The organism is Kocuria himachalensis (assembly GCF_054784195.1).
Genome location: NZ_BAAGPL010000015.1, coordinates 134,327 through 151,445 on the forward strand (window position 1 = coordinate 134,327; position 17,119 = coordinate 151,445).

The 17,119-nt window shown below is 73.6% G+C and carries 14 protein-coding genes and 1 pseudogene; 6 read left to right on the forward strand and 9 right to left on the reverse strand.

Annotated features, from left to right (window positions below):
• Positions 1-69: 69 nt before the first annotated feature.
• Both ACYVM4_RS09885 and ACYVM4_RS09890 read left to right on the forward strand, forming a co-directional pair.
• Entirely contained in the window at positions 70-2,241 is a 2,172-nt protein-coding gene (locus tag ACYVM4_RS09885; RefSeq protein ID WP_460668418.1) for a S9 family peptidase, read from the forward strand.
• Between the two features lie 63 nt (positions 2,242-2,304).
• Positions 2,305-2,478 (forward strand): hypothetical protein, encoded by a 174-nt coding sequence (locus ACYVM4_RS09890; protein WP_368820709.1) that lies wholly within the window; start codon positions 2,305-2,307, stop codon positions 2,476-2,478.
• Between the two features lie 74 nt (positions 2,479-2,552).
• Here ACYVM4_RS09890 and ACYVM4_RS09895 read toward each other — a convergent pair whose 3' ends face one another.
• From ACYVM4_RS09895 to gatC, 4 genes are all read right to left on the reverse strand, one after another.
• On the reverse strand, positions 2,553-3,680 hold the full coding sequence (locus ACYVM4_RS09895; RefSeq protein WP_460668419.1) for an NAD(P)/FAD-dependent oxidoreductase: 1,128 nt from the start codon (positions 3,678-3,680) through the stop codon (positions 2,553-2,555).
• A gap of 73 nt (positions 3,681-3,753) precedes the next feature.
• Positions 3,754-5,268 (reverse strand): Asp-tRNA(Asn)/Glu-tRNA(Gln) amidotransferase subunit GatB, encoded by a 1,515-nt coding sequence (gene gatB, locus ACYVM4_RS09900; RefSeq protein ID WP_368820711.1) that lies wholly within the window; start codon positions 5,266-5,268, stop codon positions 3,754-3,756.
• Complete coding sequence (gene gatA, locus ACYVM4_RS09905) at positions 5,268-6,914, reverse strand: Asp-tRNA(Asn)/Glu-tRNA(Gln) amidotransferase subunit GatA (RefSeq protein WP_460668420.1); 1,647 nt, start codon at positions 6,912-6,914, stop codon at positions 5,268-5,270. The genes gatB and gatA overlap by 1 nt, the downstream gene beginning before the upstream one ends.
• 4 nt (positions 6,915-6,918) lie before the next feature.
• Positions 6,919-7,215 (reverse strand): Asp-tRNA(Asn)/Glu-tRNA(Gln) amidotransferase subunit GatC, encoded by a 297-nt coding sequence (gatC, locus tag ACYVM4_RS09910; RefSeq protein WP_368820713.1) that lies wholly within the window; start codon positions 7,213-7,215, stop codon positions 6,919-6,921.
• A gap of 138 nt (positions 7,216-7,353) precedes the next feature.
• Between gatC and ACYVM4_RS09915 the strand changes: the two genes are divergently transcribed.
• Positions 7,354-7,920 (forward strand): hypothetical protein, encoded by a 567-nt coding sequence (locus ACYVM4_RS09915; protein ID WP_460668421.1) that lies wholly within the window; start codon positions 7,354-7,356, stop codon positions 7,918-7,920.
• Between the two features lie 117 nt (positions 7,921-8,037).
• Here ACYVM4_RS09915 and ACYVM4_RS09920 read toward each other — a convergent pair whose 3' ends face one another.
• The 3 genes from ACYVM4_RS09920 to ligA form a co-directional block, all read right to left on the reverse strand.
• Entirely contained in the window at positions 8,038-8,754 is a 717-nt protein-coding gene (locus ACYVM4_RS09920; protein ID WP_460668422.1) for a transglycosylase family protein, read from the reverse strand.
• A 459-nt stretch (positions 8,755-9,213) separates the two neighbouring features.
• Complete coding sequence (locus ACYVM4_RS09925; RefSeq protein ID WP_460668423.1) at positions 9,214-10,053, reverse strand: inositol monophosphatase family protein; 840 nt, start codon at positions 10,051-10,053, stop codon at positions 9,214-9,216.
• A gap of 2 nt (positions 10,054-10,055) precedes the next feature.
• The gene (gene ligA, locus ACYVM4_RS09930; protein ID WP_460668424.1) at positions 10,056-12,362 is read right to left on the reverse strand and encodes an NAD-dependent DNA ligase LigA; all 2,307 of its coding nucleotides are present in this window, start codon (positions 12,360-12,362) and stop codon (positions 10,056-10,058) included.
• 255 nt (positions 12,363-12,617) lie between these two features.
• Here ligA and ACYVM4_RS09935 point away from each other — a divergent pair, with 255 nt between their 5' ends.
• A complete protein-coding gene (locus tag ACYVM4_RS09935) occupies positions 12,618-13,370 on the forward strand; it encodes a ZIP family metal transporter (RefSeq protein WP_460668425.1) in 753 nt (250 codons plus the stop codon).
• Here the strand turns inward: ACYVM4_RS09935 and ACYVM4_RS09940 are convergent.
• Positions 13,348-14,307 (reverse strand): annotated as a pseudogene (locus ACYVM4_RS09940) (glycoside hydrolase family 15 protein); the annotation flags it as partial. The gene ACYVM4_RS09935 and the pseudogene ACYVM4_RS09940 overlap by 23 nt on opposite strands.
• 334 nt (positions 14,308-14,641) lie before the next feature.
• On the opposite strand from ACYVM4_RS09940, the gene ACYVM4_RS09945 reads away from it, so the two are divergent.
• Positions 14,642-15,919, forward strand: coding sequence for an AI-2E family transporter (locus ACYVM4_RS09945; RefSeq protein ID WP_460668426.1), 1,278 nt, complete (start codon positions 14,642-14,644; stop codon positions 15,917-15,919).
• Positions 15,916-16,038, forward strand: a complete 123-nt coding sequence (locus ACYVM4_RS09950) for a hypothetical protein (protein ID WP_460668427.1) — start codon at positions 15,916-15,918, stop codon at positions 16,036-16,038. Before ACYVM4_RS09945 ends, ACYVM4_RS09950 begins: the two co-directional genes overlap by 4 nt.
• Before the next feature lie 96 nt (positions 16,039-16,134).
• Here the strand turns inward: ACYVM4_RS09950 and ACYVM4_RS09955 are convergent, their stop codons facing one another.
• A complete protein-coding gene (locus tag ACYVM4_RS09955) occupies positions 16,135-17,118 on the reverse strand; it encodes a MaoC/PaaZ C-terminal domain-containing protein (protein ID WP_460668571.1) in 984 nt (327 codons plus the stop codon).
• Position 17,119: the final 1 nt, after the last annotated feature.

Genomic DNA, 17,119 nt, shown 5'->3' on the forward strand with positions numbered 1-17,119 from the left:
GGTGGTTGCCGAGCCCCTCCTGCCGGCCCGCCCCGCACGGCCCGGGGCGTCTTCCCTAGGATGGGAGCCATGACTGTCCTTCCCCCGCAGATCCGCCAGCAGCCCGTCGAGCGCGCCTTTCACGGCCACGTGTTCTCCGACCCGTACGAGTGGATGCGGGAGAAGGACTCCCCCGAGGTCCTGGCCCACCTCGCCGCGGAGAACGAGTACGCGGAGTCCGCCACCGCCCACCTCACGGCGCTGCGGGAGACGATCTTCGGGGAGATCAAGGACCGCACCCAGGAGACCGACCTGTCCGTGCCCAGCCGGCGCGGCGGCTGGTGGTACTTCGCCCGCACGGTGGAGGGCGGCGCGCACCAGGTGTTCTGCCGGGTCCCGGCGGTGACCACCGGCGACGTCCTCGCGGACTGGACTCCGCCCGTCGTCGAGGCCGGCACGCCCATGACCGGGGAGCAGGTGCTCCTCGACGCCAACGCGGAGGCCGCGAAGCACGACTTCTACTCCCTCGGCAGCTTCGACGTCTCCGAGGACGGGGAGCTGCTGGCCTGGGCCGAGGACGTCAGCGGGGACGAGCGCTTCACCCTGCGGGTCCGGGACCTCACCACGGGCGCGCTGCTCGCCGACGAGATCCCCGGGACCTTCTACGGGTCCTTCCTCACTCCGGACGCCCGCGCCGTGTACTACACCGTGGTGGACGAGTCCTGGCGCCCCCACCAGCTGCGCCGGCACGAGCTGGGCACCCCGGTGGCCGAGGACGTCGTCGTCCACGAGGAGGCCGACCCCGGGCTCTGGCTCGGGGCGGGCCTGTCCGCGGATCGCCGCTGGATCGTGGTGGAGGCGATGTGCTCCGAGTTCTCCGAGCAGCTCATCCAGCCGGTCGCGGACCCGGCCGCGCCGTTGCAGGTGGTGCTCCCCCGCACCGACCGGGTGCTCTACGAGGCAGAGCCCCTGCTACTGGACGGGCGGGAGCAGATCCTGCTGACCCACGACCACGGCGCCCCGAACTCCCGGATCTCGCTCATGGATCCGGCCGACCTCGGCCGCCCGGTCGCGGAGGTGGCCCTGCGCGACGTCGTGCCGGCGTCCGACACCGTCCGCGTCAACGGCTGCGCCGTGACGGCCACCCACCTGGTGGTCTCCGTCCGGGCGGACACCACGCTGCGGGTCCGGCTGGTGCCGCTCGCCGGGCTGGGCACGGCGGCCCAGGCCGCCCCCGTGGAGCCGGCGTTCGCCGAGGAGCTCTACACCGCGAGCGTCTCCGCCGCGGAGCACGACGCCCCCGTGGTGCGCCTGTCCTACACCTCCTTCACGACGCCCCCGCGCGTCTACGACGTCTTCGTGGCGGGCGCCACCGGGGACGACGACGCGCTGCCCGCCGAGCCGCTGCTGCGCCGCGAGGCCACGGTGCTCGGCGGCTACGACCCCGCCGACTACGCGGTCGAGCGGGACTGGGCCACGGCGGCGGACGGCACCCGCATCCCCGTCTCCCTGGTCCGCCGGGCGGACCTCGACCCCTCCGTGCCGGCGCCGGTGCTGCAGTACGCCTACGGCTCCTACGAGCACAGCACCGACCCCGCGTTCTCCGTCTCACGGCTGTCTCTGCTGGACCGCGGCGTGGTCTGGGCCGTGGCGCACGTGCGCGGCGGCGGGGAGCTCGGGCGGACCTGGTACGAGCACGGCAAGAAGCTGCACAAGACGAACACGTTCACCGACTACGTGGCGGTCACCGAGCACCTCGCCGCCCGGCCGGACGTCGACGAGCGGCGGATCCTGGTGATGGGGGGCTCCGCCGGCGGACTGCTGGTGGGCGCGGTGCTCAACCTCGCCCCGGAGAAGTACTGCGGCGCACTGGCGGCGGTGCCGTTCGTGGACCCGCTGACGTCCATCCTCGACCCGAGCCTGCCGCTCACCGCCCTGGAGTGGGAGGAGTGGGGCAATCCCATCGAGGACGCGCACGTCTACGGGTACATGCGCGACTACTCCCCGTACGAGAACGTCCGCCCCCTGCCCTATCCCCCGGTCCTCGCGGTGACGAGCCTCAACGACACCCGGGTGCTCTACGTGGAGCCCGCCAAGTGGGTCGCCGCGCTGCGGGAGGCCTCGACCTCCGGCGAGCCGGTGCTGCTGCGCTGCGAGATGGCCGGGGGCCACGGGGGAGCCTCGGGCCGGTACTCGCAGTGGAAGGACACGGCCTGGGAGTACGCCTGGGCGCTGGACCGGATGGGCCTCGCCGGGGCCTGAGGCACCGGCGGACGGGGTCGCTGCCCGCAGGCGCCACCCGCGTGTCAGGACTACCCCGAGCGCATGGACCAGGAGCCTGCCGGCGGCAGAACCGCCCTGGCCACCGGAGTGGGCCTGCCGTGGTCGGCGACCGGCCCGCTGGTCGTCGACGAGGACACGGGCCGCCTGGTCCTGTGCGAGTGCCCGGAGCGGGTCGCCGCCGACCTCGTGGCGTTCCTGGACGACCTCGGCCGCTGAGTCAGGAGAGGACCCGGACCGCGTCAGCTCCCGGGCGCGCTCGCCCCGGCACGCCGGGGAGGCTCCCCGGGAGCTCAGACGGTGGGGGCGTCCGCCCGGAACCGCGCCGGGTCCAGGGCGGCGGCCGTCTCCGGGGAGCACCACCGGCCCACGGCCCCGTCGAGCAGCACGTCCGCGGCCGCCCGCGCCATGGCGGCACTCGTCTGGAAGCCGTAGCCGGACTGCCCGGCGAGCCAGACCAGCCCCGGGACCGCCGGGTCGGTCCCGCACACGGGCACGCCGTCCGGGGACTCGGTGCGCAGCCCGGTCCAGGCCCGCTCGATCCCGGTGGCGCCCAGGGAGGTCACGGTGTTGAGCCGCCCCAGGAGGTCCTCGACGTCCTCGAGCACCGGCTGGGCGTCGCAGGGCTCGGACGGCACGGCCTCCGACGGGGAGACGAGGGCACCGTCCCCGGCCCGCCGGTAGTACCAGCCGTGGTCCGCGGCCACGACCATGGGGTGGTTCGGGGCCAGGGGCTTCGCGAGCCGCACCAGGGCGGCGGTGCGCCGCAGCGGGCGCAGGCCCAGCGGGACCGCCCCGAACAGGGCCGCCACCGCGTCCGACCAGGCCCCCGCGGCGACGACCACCTGCCGGGCGCGCAGCCGGTGCGCGCCGGCCGCGACCCGCCAGCCGGCGCCGTCGGACTCCGCCGCGCCCACCGGGGCTCCGGTGAGCAGCCGCGCGCCCGCCGCCGCGGCGCGGTCGCGGTGCCACGCCACGAGGGCCGCGGCGTCGGTGCGCACGGAGGTGCTGTCGAGGCTCCCGGCCTCCACCACGTCCACCGGCGAGCAGGTCAGCTCGGGGCACAGCTCCACGAGCTCCGCACGGGACAGCAGCTCCGTCCCCGGGGCGGCCTCCGCGCGGAGCCGTTCCTCGGTCCCCACGAGGACCATGCGGCTGGGCCAGGCCAGGGGCCAGGACGGGGCCGGGCGCGGGTCGAGCAGCTGGGCCACGGTCGCCCCGGTCAGCTCCCGGACGGGCGCCGGGCCGTAGCTGGGGATCAGCTGCTCGGCCGAGCGCCCGGAGGTGTGGTGGGCCAGGGCCGGCTCGGTCTCCGCGAGGGTGATGCCCGCCCCGCTCCCCCGCCGCTCGGCCAGCTCCGAGGCCAGGGACAGTCCGGCGATGCCGCCGCCGATGATGAGCACGTCGCACGCGGGGTCCATGCGCCCATGCTTGCACGCCGAGGGGTCGCTCCCGGCACCGGAAGCGACCCCTCGGCGTGCGTGTGGGCGCGGGTCAGCCCTGCACGCCGAGCTTCTCCAGGATCAGCTCGCGCACCCGGCCCGCGTCGGCCTGGCCGCGGGTGGCCTTCATGACCGGACCGATGAGGGCACCGACGGCCTGGACCTTGCCGGCCTGCACCTTCGCCACGACGTCGGGCATCTGGGCCATGGCGTCGTCGATCGCCGCGGTCAGCACGGAGTCGTCGGAGACCACGGCCAGGCCGCGCCGCTCGACGATCTCCGCGGGCGAGCCCTCGCCCTCCAGGACGTGGGCGAGGACCTTCTTGGCGAGCTTGTCGTTGATCTTGCCGGCGTCGATGAGCCCGTCGAGCTCGACGACGTGCTGCGGGGTGAGGCCGAGCTCGGCGATCTCCGTCTCCCGCTGATTGGCCAGTCGGGCGATCTCGCCCATCCACCACTTGCGGGCCGCGGCCGGGGCGGCGCCCGCTGAGACGGTCTGCTCGATCTCGTCGAGGACCCCCGCGTTGACGACGTCCCGGAACTCCTCGTCGGAGAACCCCCAGTCGGTCTTGAGCCGCTTCCGGCGCTCGGCCGGGGGCTCGGGCAGCTCGGCCCGCAGCCGCTCGATCCACTCGTGGTCGGTCACGACCGGCACGAGGTCGGGCTCCGGGAAGTAGCGGTAGTCGTCGGCGTCGGACTTGGGGCGTCCGCTCGTGGTGGAGCGGGTGTCCTCGTGCCAGTGCCGGGTCTCCTGCACGATCGTGCCGCCGGAGTCGAGGACCGCCGCGTGGCGCTGGATCTCGAAGCGCACCGCGCGCTCCACGGCGCGCAGCGAGTTCACGTTCTTCGTCTCGGAGCGGGTGCCGAACGTGGCGCTGCCCTTGGGCATGAGGGACACGTTGGCGTCGCAGCGGACGTTGCCGCGCTCCATCTTCGCGTCCGAGATCCCGAGGTTCTTCACGATCTCCCGGATCAGGGCCACGTAGACGCGGGCCAGCTCGGGCGCGCGGGTGCCGGCGCCCACGATGGGCTTCGTCACGATCTCGATGAGCGGGACGCCGGCGCGGTTGTAGTCGACCAGGGAGAAGTCCGCGCCCTGGATGCGCCCGGCGGCGCCGCCCATGTGCGTGAGCTTCCCGGCGTCCTCCTCCATGTGGGCTCGCTCGATCTCGACCGTGAACACGGTTCCGTCCTCCAGCTCGACGTCGACCGAGCCGTTCTCGGCGATCGGCTCGTCGTACTGGGAGGTCTGGAAGTTCTTGGGGGTGTCCGGGTAGAAGTAGTTCTTCCGGGCGAAGTGGGAGACGGGACGGATCTCGCAGCCCAGGGCGAGCCCGAGCTTGATCGCCGACTCCACGGCCACCCGGTTCACCACGGGGAGCACCCCGGGCAGGCCGAGCGAGACCGGGGTGACGTTGGTGTTCGGCTCGTCCCCGAAGACGTTGGGGGCGGCGTCGAACATCTTGGTCCGGGTGTTGAGCTCCACGTGGACCTCGAAGCCCAGCACGGGGTCGTACTTCTCCATGGCCTCGTCGAAGGACAGGACCTCTTCGGTGCTCCGGTTCATCAGCGGGCTCCTCCCCGGACGGGTGCGGACAGATCGGACGCGGCGGGGCCGCCGGCAAGGTCCCGGACCAGGGCGGCGGTGTCCGGCAACCGCTGCCAGACCGGTCCGCCCCAGCGCTGCTCGAGCAGGGCCTCCAGGCCGGCGCCGGCGCGGTAGAGCCGGGCGTCCTGGCGGGCCGGGGCCATGAACTGGATGCCCACGGGCAGCCCGTCCTCGGGGGCGAGGCCGGCGGGGACGGAGATCGCGGGGACCCCGGCCAGGTTGGTGGGGATGGTCGCGATGTCGTTGAGGTACATCTGCATGGGATCGGCGGACTCGTCCACGGCGCCCCGCTCGAACGCCGTGGTCGGGGACGTCGGGGAGACCAGCACGTCCACCTGCTCGAACGCGGCCGCGAAGTCCCGCTGCACGAGGGTGCGGACCTTCTGCGCCGAGCCGTAGTAGGCGTCGAAGTACCCGGCGGACAGCGCGTAGGTGCCCAGGATGATGCGGCGCTTGACCTCCGCGCCGAATCCGGCGGCCCGCGTGGAGCCCATCACCCGCTCGATGGTCAGGGGCCCGTCCTCGGGCAGCACGCGGTGGCCGAAGCGCACGCCGTCGTACTTGGCGAGGTTCGAGGAGACCTCCGAGGACATGATGAGGTAGTAGGCGCCCAGGGCGTACTTGAAGTTCGGGGTGGAGACCTCCACGACCTCGGCCCCCGCGGAGCGCAGCAGCTCCACGGCCTCCTCGAAGCGCTGCTGGACGCCGGGCTGGAAGCCCTCGCCCGTGAGCTCCTTGACGACGCCCACGCGCAGGCCCGCCAGGCCGCCCTCGGCCGCACCGGCCCGGGCCTGGGCCACGAGGTCGCCGACCGGGTCGGGCAGGGACGTGGAGTCCTGCGGGTCGTGCCCGCCGATCACCTCGTGCAGCAGCGCGGCGTCGAGCACCGTGCGCGCCACGGGGCCCACCTGGTCGAGCGAGGAGGCCATGGCGATCACGCCGTAGCGCGAGACCCCGCCGTAGGTCGGCTTGACGCCCACCGACCCGGTCAGGGCCGCGGGCTGGCGGATGGACCCGCCGGTGTCCGTGCCCAGGGCCAGCGGCGCCTGGAACGCGGTCACGGCCGCGGCGGACCCGCCGCCGGACCCGCCCGGGATGCGGGAGAGGTCCCACGGGTTGGCGGTGTCGCCGAAGGCGGAGTGCTCGTTGGAGGAGCCCATCGCGAACTCGTCGAGGTTCGTCTTGCCCAGCAGCGGCATCCGGGCGGCGCGCAGCCGCCGGGTCACGGTGGCGTCGTACGGGCTCATCCAGCCCTCGAGCATCCTCGACGCGGCGGTGGTGGGCTGGCCCTTGGTGACGATGAGGTCCTTGACCGCGATCGGCACTCCCGCGAGCTCGGGCAGCTCCTCGCCGCGGGCGCGCGCGGCGTCCACCTCGGCGGCCACGGAAAGGGCCTCCTCGGCGTTGACGTGCAGGAAGGCGTTGAGCCCGGTCTTGCCGCGGCTGCGGTCGGCCGGGTCGACGGGGTCGCCGTCGGTCTCGCGGATGCGGTCCAGGTGCGCCTGGACGGCGTCGACGGAGGTGACCTCGCCGGCGGCGAGCCGCCGTGCGAGCTCGGCGGCCGAGAGGCCGACCACTCCCGGGGGGGTTCCGGTGCTGCTCATGCGGCTACTCCTCGTCCAGGATCGCGGGCACCTTGAACTTGCCCTCGGCGGCGTCCGGTGCGTTGAGCAGGGACTCCTCAGCGGTGAGGGTCTCGCCGACGACGTCCTCGCGGAAGACGTTCTGCAGCGGGATGGGGTGGCTCGTGGCCGGGACGTCCGGTCCGGCGGCCTCGCTGACGGACGCGACGGAGTCGACGACGAGGTCGAGCTCCTTCGCCATGGACCGCAGCTCCGCCTCGGTCATCTCGAGGTGCGCGAGCTTCGCCAGGTGGGCGACCTGCTCGCGGGTGATCGCAGACATGCGCACTCCTGCTCGTGATCGGGGGTGGTTTCCGGTCCAGTCTAGCCGCGCGGCACCCCCCTCCCTCCCGGCCGGGAGGGGCCCTGCAGGGGCATACCCTGGAGGGGAGCACCGACCACCACACAGGAGCACCCGGACATGGCCAAGAGCACCCCCGCCCGCACGAAGAAGGACCGCGGCGCCAAGACCCGGCGCCCCGGCGCCCGCGCCGGGAAGGCCGCGCGCGCGACGTCCGCGACGGATGCCGCCAACGCGTGGCGCCAGCGGGTCAGCAAGGACGCCGCCACGACGATCGACACAGTCATGGCCCACGTCCAGTCCGTGGTCGAGCAGCAGCTGAAGCAGCACGGGGCGTTCCCCGCCTTCCTCGTGACCGCCCGCAAGGACGGCGAGTACGAGCTCGACAGCCTGCCGGCCGAGGAGGCGGAGGAGCTGAGCCCCGACGCCGCCCTGGACGCCCTGCGGGCGAGGGCCGTGGAGCTGCGTGACGACCTCCTCTGCGCCGCGGTCGCCTTCCCCGTGACCCTGCCGGACCGGTCCGGGCAGACGGCCGTGGCCGTGGAGGCCCAGCACCGGGAGGGCGAGTCCCTCACGGTGATCCAGCCGTACCGGGTCAAGGGCGCGGAGCGCTCCGTGAGCTTCGGCGACGCCGGGGCCGAGCCCGCCGAGCCGTGGTTGTGGTCCCGGCCCGAGCGCACGCCGTGAGCTGAGCGTACGCGCCGCCCCCGTACCCACCGGGCACGCGAGAGGGCCCCTCCGTCCGGAGGGGCCCTCTCGCGTGCTCTCGCGCGGCGCGGCCGCGCGGTGCCTGTCCGGTGGGGATCAGGCGGGGATGTTCAGCACCTGACCGGGGAAGATCAGGTTCGGGTCGGCGATGGTGCCCTCGTTCGCGGCGGCCAGGGCCTCCCAGCCACCCTCGATGTCCAGCTTCTCGGCGATGATGGAGAGCGTGTCGCCCTCGACCACGGTGTAGTCCTCGCCGGACACGGCGGCAGGGGTCACGGAGGCGGCGGGGGCCACGTACTCGGCGACCGGGGCCTGGACGGCGGCCGGGGCCTCGACGGGAGCGGCCACCGGGCCGGGCTCGGGGGCGGCGACCGGGGCGGGAGCCGGAGCCTCGATCGGGGCCGGGGCCTCGACGGACTGCGTGGTCACGGACGCGGAGCCCATCGGGTTCGCGGAGGGAGCGGCGGAGCCGGACAGGCCCAGCTTCGCGGAGCAGGCGGGCCACGCGCCCCAGCCCTGGCCGTCGAGGACGTTCTCGGCCACGGCGATCTGCTGGTCGCGGGAGGCGGACTCGGGGGACCCGGTGCCACCGAAGGCGGCCCAGGTGGAGGGGGTGAACTGCAGCCCGCCCGAGAAGCCGTTGCCGGTCGAGGTGTTCCAGTTGCCACCGGACTCGCACTCGGCGAGGGCGTCCCAGGTGGAGGCCGGGGCGGCGTTGGCCGGGAGGGCCATGGCGCCCACGGCGGTCCCGCCGAGGATCAGAGCGGCGGCACCGCGACGGACGTTGCGACGAACAGCGAAAGCGTTGGTCATGATGCTCCCTGGGGCCACCTGCGCTCGTTTCCGTCCCCGGATGTCTTCGCGCCGTCGTCTACCCGTGAAAGGTTTTGGTGGGTAAGTGCTTACAGGTGTCTGCCCTTTAGACGACGTGCGGTGTTACGGCAGCACCCAGCATGGTGTCGTGGCGCGCCGGGAATTCGGACTCCAGGCACACCGGATCCCCGGAGGAATCCTCGGGGAAGCTGTTTATCACGATAGCGTAACGATTTTCGTTGCGCTACCCCTTTCGGCCCGACGTGAGGTATCACACGTCCGCAGCCTGCAGGGGTGCCGGCCCGTGACGGATGCCGGCGTCCGGAGCTGACGCTCCGGGAAGCGGAGGGCTTGCCCTCGGGGAGAACGCTTCAAAGGTCACGCTATGGCAACTTTTTGGTCTCGGTCAAGTTACGAGAGCCATCTCACAGTGCCGAGGGGTCGCACCCCGCCCCGTGCTCAGCCCGGAATCCCGCGCTCTCGTGCGGTGGTCCAGGCCGCGAGGCGGTCGGCGGCCGGCACCTCGCCCGCCGCCGGGGAGGGCAGCTCCGGGCGGGTCACGAGCGCGCCGGCCTCCTCGGCGATGAGCGCGCCGGCGGCCCAGTCGTGCTCGTGCAGGCCCTGCTCACCGTATCCGTCGAGCGCGCCGTCCGCGACCATGCACAGGTCCAGGGCCGCCGAGCCCAGGCGCCGCATGTCCGTGTACTGCCGCATGGTGGCCAGGAAGGCCGGGAACTGCCGCTCGCGCCGCTCGGCGTTGAACGAGAAGCCGGTGCCGTAGAGCCGGCCGGGCCGGTCCGGCACAGGGCCCTCGAGCCGGCGGGACGTCCCGTCCGCCTCCACCCACGCGCCGGCGCCGCGCACGGCGAAGTAGGTGCGGCGTAGGGCCGGGGCGTTGACGGCGCCGACGAGCCAGTTGCCCTCGGCGTCGGCGGCGGCCACGGACGTGCAGTAGTAGACGATGCCGCGGATGAAGTTGGTGGTGCCGTCGAGCGGGTCCACCGACCAGCGGATCCCGGAGGGGTGCTCCGGCCGGTGCGTGCCCGACTCCTCGCCGGTGACGGTGTCGTGCGGGCGGCGGTCCAGGATCGTGCGCAGCACGGCCTGCTCGGCGGCGACGTCGAAGCGGGTGACCCAGTCCCCCTCGCCGGACTTGCCGGTGACGCCCAGCCGGTCGGCGTCGCGGCCCCGCAGGACCTCCGCACCGGCCGCGGCGGCCGCCAGGGCCAGCTCCAGCAGCTCCTCCAGGTGCGCGCCGGTCGGGCCGAGGCCCTCCAGCGCGTCGTCGTGCCGTCCCATGCTCAGGCCCCGTCCTCGTCGTCCGTGCTGTTCTCGATGCTGTTCTCGGTGCTGTTCTCGATGCTGTCCAGGGTGCTGTTCTCCGTGCCCCCGGCCGGACCGCCGAAGGCGTCCGGCCCCTCGGCGAGGAGCCGTTCGAACCCGGCCTCGTCGAGCACGGGCACGCCGAGCTGCTCGGCCTTGTCCAGCTTGGTGCCGGCGTTCTCGCCCGCCACCAGGAAGTGCGTCTTCTTCGACACGGAGCCGGAGGCCTTGCCGCCGCGCACCAGCACCGCCTCCTTCGCGGAGTCGCGGCTGAAGCGCTCGAGGGTGCCGGTGATCACCACGGTGGTGCCCTCGAGGGTCCGGGGCAAGGACTCGTCCACCTCGTCCTCCATGCGCACGCCGGCTGCCGCCCAGCGCTCCACGATCTCGCATCGCCACGGCTCGGCGAACCACTCGGTGAGGGCGGCGGCGATCACGGGGCCCACGCCGTCGGCATGGGCGAGAGTCTCCTCGTCGGCGTCGCGGATGGCCGGCAGGGAGCCGAAGGCCGTGGCCAGGGACCGGGCCGCGGTCGGGCCGACGTGCCGGACGGACAGGGCCACGAGCACGCGCCACAGCGGCTGCGCCTTGGCCTTCTCGAGCTCCTCGAACAGCTTGCGGGTGGTGGCGGTGGGCTCGGACGGCTTCTTGGCCGTGCCCTTCGTCCAGAAGTAGGGCACGAGCTCGGTCTCGCCCGTGGGCGTGCCGCGCGACCTCTTCTCCCGCCGGATCCGCACCTCGCGCAGGGCCTCGGGCGTGAGGTCGAAGAGGTGCGCCTCGCTGGTCAGCGGCGGGGTCTCCGGCTCGTCGGGTCGGGTCAGGGCGAGGGCGGCCTCGTAGCCGAGGGCCTCGATGTCGAACGCGCCGCGGCCGGCGGCGTGGAAGACCCGCTCCCGCAGCTGGGACGGGCAGCTGCGGGCGTTGGGGCAGCGGATGTCGACGTCGCCCTCCTTGGCCGGGCGCAGCTCCGTGCCGCAGGACGGGCAGTGCGTGGGCATCACGAACTCGCGCTCCGTGCCGTCCCGCAGCGCCACCACCGGTCCCACGATCTCGGGGATCACGTCGCCCGCCTTGCGCAGCACCACGGTGTCCCCGATGAGCACGCCCTTGGCCTTCACCACGTCCTGGTTGTGCAGGGTGGCCATCTCCACCGTGGACCCGGCGACCCGCACCGGCTCCATGAGGCCGAAGGGGGTGACCCGTCCGGTGCGGCCCACGTTGACCAGGATGTCCTTAAGCTTCGTGTGCACCTCCTCGGGCGGGTACTTGTACGCCACGGACCAGCGGGGCACCCGCGAGGTGTGCCCGAGCCGGAACTGGGTGCGGCGGTCGTCGACCTTGACCACGATGCCGTCGATCTCGTGGATGAGGTCGTGGCGGCGGCGGCCGTAGTCCTCGATGAACGCGAGGACGTCCTCCGTGGAGGGCAGCACCTTGTAGTACGGGCTGACGGGCAGGCCCCACCGCTCGAGCAGCTCGTAGACCTGGGACTGCGTGTCGGCGTGCAGGCCCGTGGCCGCCCCCACCCCGTGCACGTACATGGACAGCCGGCGCCGGGCCGTGACCTGCGGGTCCTTCTGCCGCAGCGAGCCCGCCGCGGCGTTGCGGGGGTTGGCGAAGGGGGCACGGCCCTCGGCCACGATCGCCTCGTTGAGGGAGCGGAAGTCGCGGGAGGAGATGAACACCTCGCCGCGGATCTCGACCTCCTCGGGGACGTCCTCCCCGGTGAGCGTGCCCGGGATGGTCGCGATGGTGCGCACGTTGTGCGTGACGTCCTCGCCCGTGGTGCCGTCACCCCGGGTCGCGGCCCGCACGAGCTCGCCGTCGCGGTAGAGCAGGTTCACGGCCAGCCCGTCGATCTTCAGCTCGGTGAGCCAGGCGGACGCCGGGGCGTCCGGCAGCGCCTCGATGGAGGCGGAGGCCTTCGCCATCCAGGCCGTGAGCTCGTCGATGGAGAAGACGTCCTCGAGGGAGTACATCCGCGCGAGGTGGGTCACGGGCGTGAACGCCGCGGAGACCTCGCCGCCGACCTCCTGGGTGGGCGAGTCGTTGGCGACCAGCTCGGGGTTCAGCGCCTCGACCTCCTCGAGCCGCCGGTAGAGCTCGTCGTACTCCGCGTCCGAGATGGTGGGCGCGTCCTCGACGTAGTAGGCGGTCCGCGCCGCGCGGACCCGGTCCACGAGCTCCGCGTACTGCTCCTTGAGGTCCTCGCTGGGCGGGGCGGGGTTGAGGTCCTGGCCGGTGGCGTCGACGGGTCGGGCGTCTGTCCTCTGCTGTGGGCTCACCCGACCATTGTGGCCCACGCGCCGGACGGGACGGCCGTCGGCACGGCCGGGGACACGCATCGGGCCGACCTCGGGCACGGGGCGCCCGGCGACGGACCTCGCGTGGTCCGGGTCGGGGCGGCGCAGCACCGTCCGGCCCGGCCGCTGCACTCCGCCCTTCCCGTGCGGCTGGACCGCGTTCTCCCCCGAGAAGTCGTGGTGGAATGGGAGGAGTCGACCCCCACCGCGGCGGGAGCAGGAACGGGAGGAGCCCTCGTGCCGGATTGGCTCCTGGCCGGCGGTGCCGGCCTGATCGCAGGCGGTGCGCTGCTGCTGGGCAGCGCGGTGGCGTGGTTCGTCCGCGTGCCGGCCCGGGTCGTGGCGGTCGTCATGGCCTTCGGCTCCGGTGTGCTGATCTCGGCCCTGGCCTTCGAGCTCGTGCAGGAGGCCGTGGAGGAGGGCGGGCTGGCCCCCACCGCGGGGGGCTTCCTGCTGGGCTCGGTGGTCTACGTGGGGCTGAACGTGCTGTTGGCCCGTCGCGGCGCCCGGCACCGCAAACGGTCCGGGACGCAGCAGCCCTCGCAGGCGGAGCACAGCGGCAGCGGCGGGGCGATCGCCGTCGGCGCCCTGCTCGACGGGGTGCCGGAGTCCATGGTGCTGGGTCTGAGCCTCCTGACCGGGCCCGGGCTGAGCCTGCCGATGTTCGCCGCCGTGTTCATCTCCAACGTCCCCGAAGGGCTCTCCAGCACCGCGGGATGGAAGCGGGCCGGCCGGAGCCCCGGTTATGTGTTCGGCATCTGGGGTGCCATCGCGGCGGCCTCGGGGCTGGCGGCCTTGGCCGGTTACCTACTGTTGGACGGGGCCGGCCCGACCACCCTGGCGTTTGTCAACGCCCTGGCGGCCGGGGCCATCCTGGCGATGATCACCGACACGATGATCCCCGAGGCGTTCGAGGAGGCCGCCCTGTACTCCGGGCTGATTGCCACCCTGGGTTTCCTGGCGGCGTTCAGCCTGCACTCCCTGGGCTGACGCGGACTGCCGGCCGGGAGGGGATGGCGGTGTTGCTGCGGTGGGCGCGGCCGTGGTGCAGCTGCAGGGCGCTGCCGACGAGACTGAAGTGGCTGTACGCCTGAGGGGTGTTGCCGAGCTGGCGGCGGGTGCGTGGGTCCCACTGCTCGCTGAGCAGACCCACGTCGTTGCGCAGATCCAGCAGCCGCTGGAAGAGGTCTACGGACTCCCTCCGCGGGCCCGCTCCGGCCAGGGCGTCCACCAGCCAGAAGGAGCAGGCCAGGAACACGCCCTCGTCCCCGGGGAGCCCGTCGTCGGCGGGCCCGGTTCGGTACCGGTGGACGGGTCCGTCCTCCGTGAGTTCGCGCAGGACCGCCTCGATGGTGCCGGTCACCCTCGGATCGCCCGGCGGGAGGAAACCGGTCCGCGGGATCAGCAGCAGGGAGGCGTCCAGCGCGGTGCCGCCGTAGGTCTGCACGAAGGTGTTGCGCGCCGTGTCGAAGCCGTGCCGCAGGACGTCGGCGTGGATGGTCTCTCGCAGGGCCTCCCACCGCCGCACCGGGCCGGGCAGCCCGGAGCGGCGCACCCCTGACGCCATCCGGTCGGCGGCCACCCAGGCCATGACCTTGGAGTGGGTGAAGTGCCGGCGGGGACCGCGCACCTCCCACAGCCCGTTGTCCGGAGCCCGCCAGGCGCCTTCGAGGTGGTCCATCAGGGCGGTCTGGATGTCCCAGGAGCTGTCCGGGGTGTCCAGCAGCACGTCCCGGGTCAGCGACAGTCCGTCGAGGACCTCGCCCCACACGTCCAGCTGCAGCTGGTCGGCGGCGGCGTTGCCGATGCGCACCGGGGAGGACTGTTCGTAGCCGGCCAACCAGGGCAACGTCGTCTCGGGCAGCCGCCGGCGCCCGTCGATGCCGTACATGATCTGCAGCTCCGCCGGGTCTCCCGCCGGAGGTCTCCCAGTCCGTCTCGAGCACCGGCGTCCACTGCCTCTCCCGATCCGATCGCCGTGCATGGCCCAGGAATGGAACGATCGGTGCGCACACCGTAGACCTCCTCGGCCCGGTGGCCAGAGCGGCGGCCGTTCACCGTCAGGAGACGAGGATCTTTTGTTCTCCGGCGGGCGTACCATGAGCGGCGTCAGCGCCTATTGGCCGTAGGAAGTGGTCGCTGTGGGCAGTTCCTTCCCTTTCTTCTCCCGGCTCGGGCCACCGGTACATCGCGACGTCGAGCCCTTTTCTGCCCCCGGGTCGCCCTCGGGCGGAGCGCTTTCGTCCGACCCGCCGCCTGCTGTGCCGCAGGCCGTCTCGTCCTGGGCCGACGGGCTGGGGCGGGCCGGCTCGCGAGCGATTCAGCTCCTCGCACTGACTGCCGTCGCCGCGCTGGTGCTCTACGTCCTGCTGGCGATCAAGGTGATCGTCCTGGCGGTGATCGTCGCTCTCATCCTCGCCTCGGCCGTCCATCCACTGGTGCGGCGACTGGAGCACCACGGCTGGGGCGCCACCGGGGCGGCCCTGGCGGTGTTCGCTGCCCTGCTGGCGGTGCTGGGCGGGGTGGTCACCGGGGTGGTGCTCGGGATCCGCGGGGAGGTGGACAACCTGCTGGCCGCCGCATCCGGTGGATGGCAGCACCTGCAGGAACTGGTCACTTCCGGTCCGCTGCCGGTGCCGGTGGACGCGGACACCGTCAACGCCACCGCCGCCCAGCTCGAGGACTACCTCACCAGCGCGGCGGCCCGGCGCAGCGCCCTGAGCAGCCTGACGATCGCCTCGGAGGTCCTGACGGGGACCGTGCTGATGGTCATCGTCCTGTTCTTCTTCCTCAAGGACGGCCCACGGCTGTGGAGCTTCGTGCTGCGCTGGTTCACCGGGGAGCAACGGGCCAAACTGGCGGAGTCGGGTGACCGCGCCGTGAGCATCTTCGGCTCCTACGTGCGCGGCATCTGCCTGGTCGCCACCGTGGACGCGACCTTCATCGGCATCGGTCTGTGGGCGCTGGACGTACCCCTGGCACTCCCGCTGACGGTCACCGTCTTCCTCACCGCCTTCGTGCCCATCGTCGGGGCGCTGGCAGCCGGGACCCTGGCCACCCTGGTGACGCTGGTGGCCAACGGGCCGGTGGAGGCCCTGATCGTGGTCCTGATCGTCGTGGTCGTCAACCACGTCGAGGGCTACTTCCTGCAACCGGTGATCATGGGGCACACTCTGAGCCTGCACGGACTGGTGGTGCTGCTGGCACTGTCCGTGGGCACCGTGCTGGGCGGGGTGGCGGGGGCCGTGCTGGCCGTGCCCCTGACCGCGGTGGCCTGGGCGGTGCTGCGGGTCTGGACGACCCGCTACCAGGCCGGAGACGACCCAGTCCTTGGCCCCGATCCCATCTCCCCGAAGGAGAGCGTCGCCGACCGGGTCAGTCGGCTCCAGCGGTGGAAGTATCAGCGCATGCGCCGCCAGGCCCGCCCCGCGCCCTGGGCCGCGCCCGCTGCTCGACGCCCCGGCGCAGCCGCTCGGGACGCCTCGTCGCTGTCGCGGTCCCGGCGCAGCGACCACCGCCCGGGAAGTCGTCGGTCATGAAGCGTCCGGTCTCCTTCACGATGCCCGCCGGTGTGGTGCGCGCCGCCGCGGTGGTCCGGGGGATCCTCCGGGAGCACGAACCCGCTCCCCGCCGGCGTCCCGGCGTCCACGTCGGCTAGGGCACCGGCCGCCCGGGGCCCGGTCCGAGGCGCCGACGATCCTCGTGGCCAGGGAGGAGGGGCGAAGCGCGCGGCCCCACCCTTCGTGGCCGTGCCTCAGCCGTCGAGCCGAGCCACCGTCCCCGTGAAGTGCGGGCGCCTGCGCCGCGGGTCCCACCCGGCGAAGCGCGAGTCCCGCCAGGCGGCACCCCGTCCGTCGTCGGTGATCGCGACCGCGACCGTGCCGGGGAGCAGGACCGGGGCCGCGAACTCCACCGTCCAGCGGAAGGGCACCCCGGGCGGCACCCCCACCTCGGCCAGGGCGCGCGAGGCGGAGTACATGCCGTGGGCGATGGCACCCTTCAGGCCGAGGGCACGGGCGGTCGGGCCGGAGAGGTGGATCGGGTTCCAGTCCCCGCTCACCGCGGCGTAGTCCCGTCCGGTGCCGGCCGTCAGGCGCCAGTGCCCGGTCGGGGCCGGCGGCACGAACTCTTCCCGCGGGGCGTCGCCGGCCGTCCCGGGCACGCGCACGCCCCGGGCGAGGTAGGTGGAGCGGCCCGTCCAGACGGTCTCGCCGTCCTCCCGCGCGAGCCGGGCGACGACGTCGACCTGCGCGCCGGACCGGTGCGGGCGCAGGCGCTCGGCGGAGGCGGTGACCGTGAGGTCCTCCCCCACCGCTGTCGCCCCGCGGTGCTCGACCTCGTTGGCCAGGTGCACCATGCCGAGGACTGGCAGCGGGAAGTCGGGGCGGGTGAGCACGCTCATGGCCACGGGGAACGCCAGGGCGTGCAGGTGCCCGGAGAAGGCCTCGGTGCCGCCGGGGCCCTCGCGCAGCGGTGCGCCGACCGTGCGGCAGAGCGCCTCGTGCCGGGCGGGGTCGACGACCACGCCCTCGACCACGTGCGCCACCGCCGGCAGCTCGAGCGTGGCTCCGCCGGTGCCGCGGCGCCCGGCCGGCCGGCGGAGGATCCGGGCGGGCCGCCGCTCGGTCAGGGTGCGCGGCAGCAGGCCGCCGGCCGCGCCCGCCGCGGCGCGGGCGTAGAGCCCGCCCAGGGAGGGGACGTCGGTGAGGACCACGGTCTCGAGCCGGTCGGCGTCCATG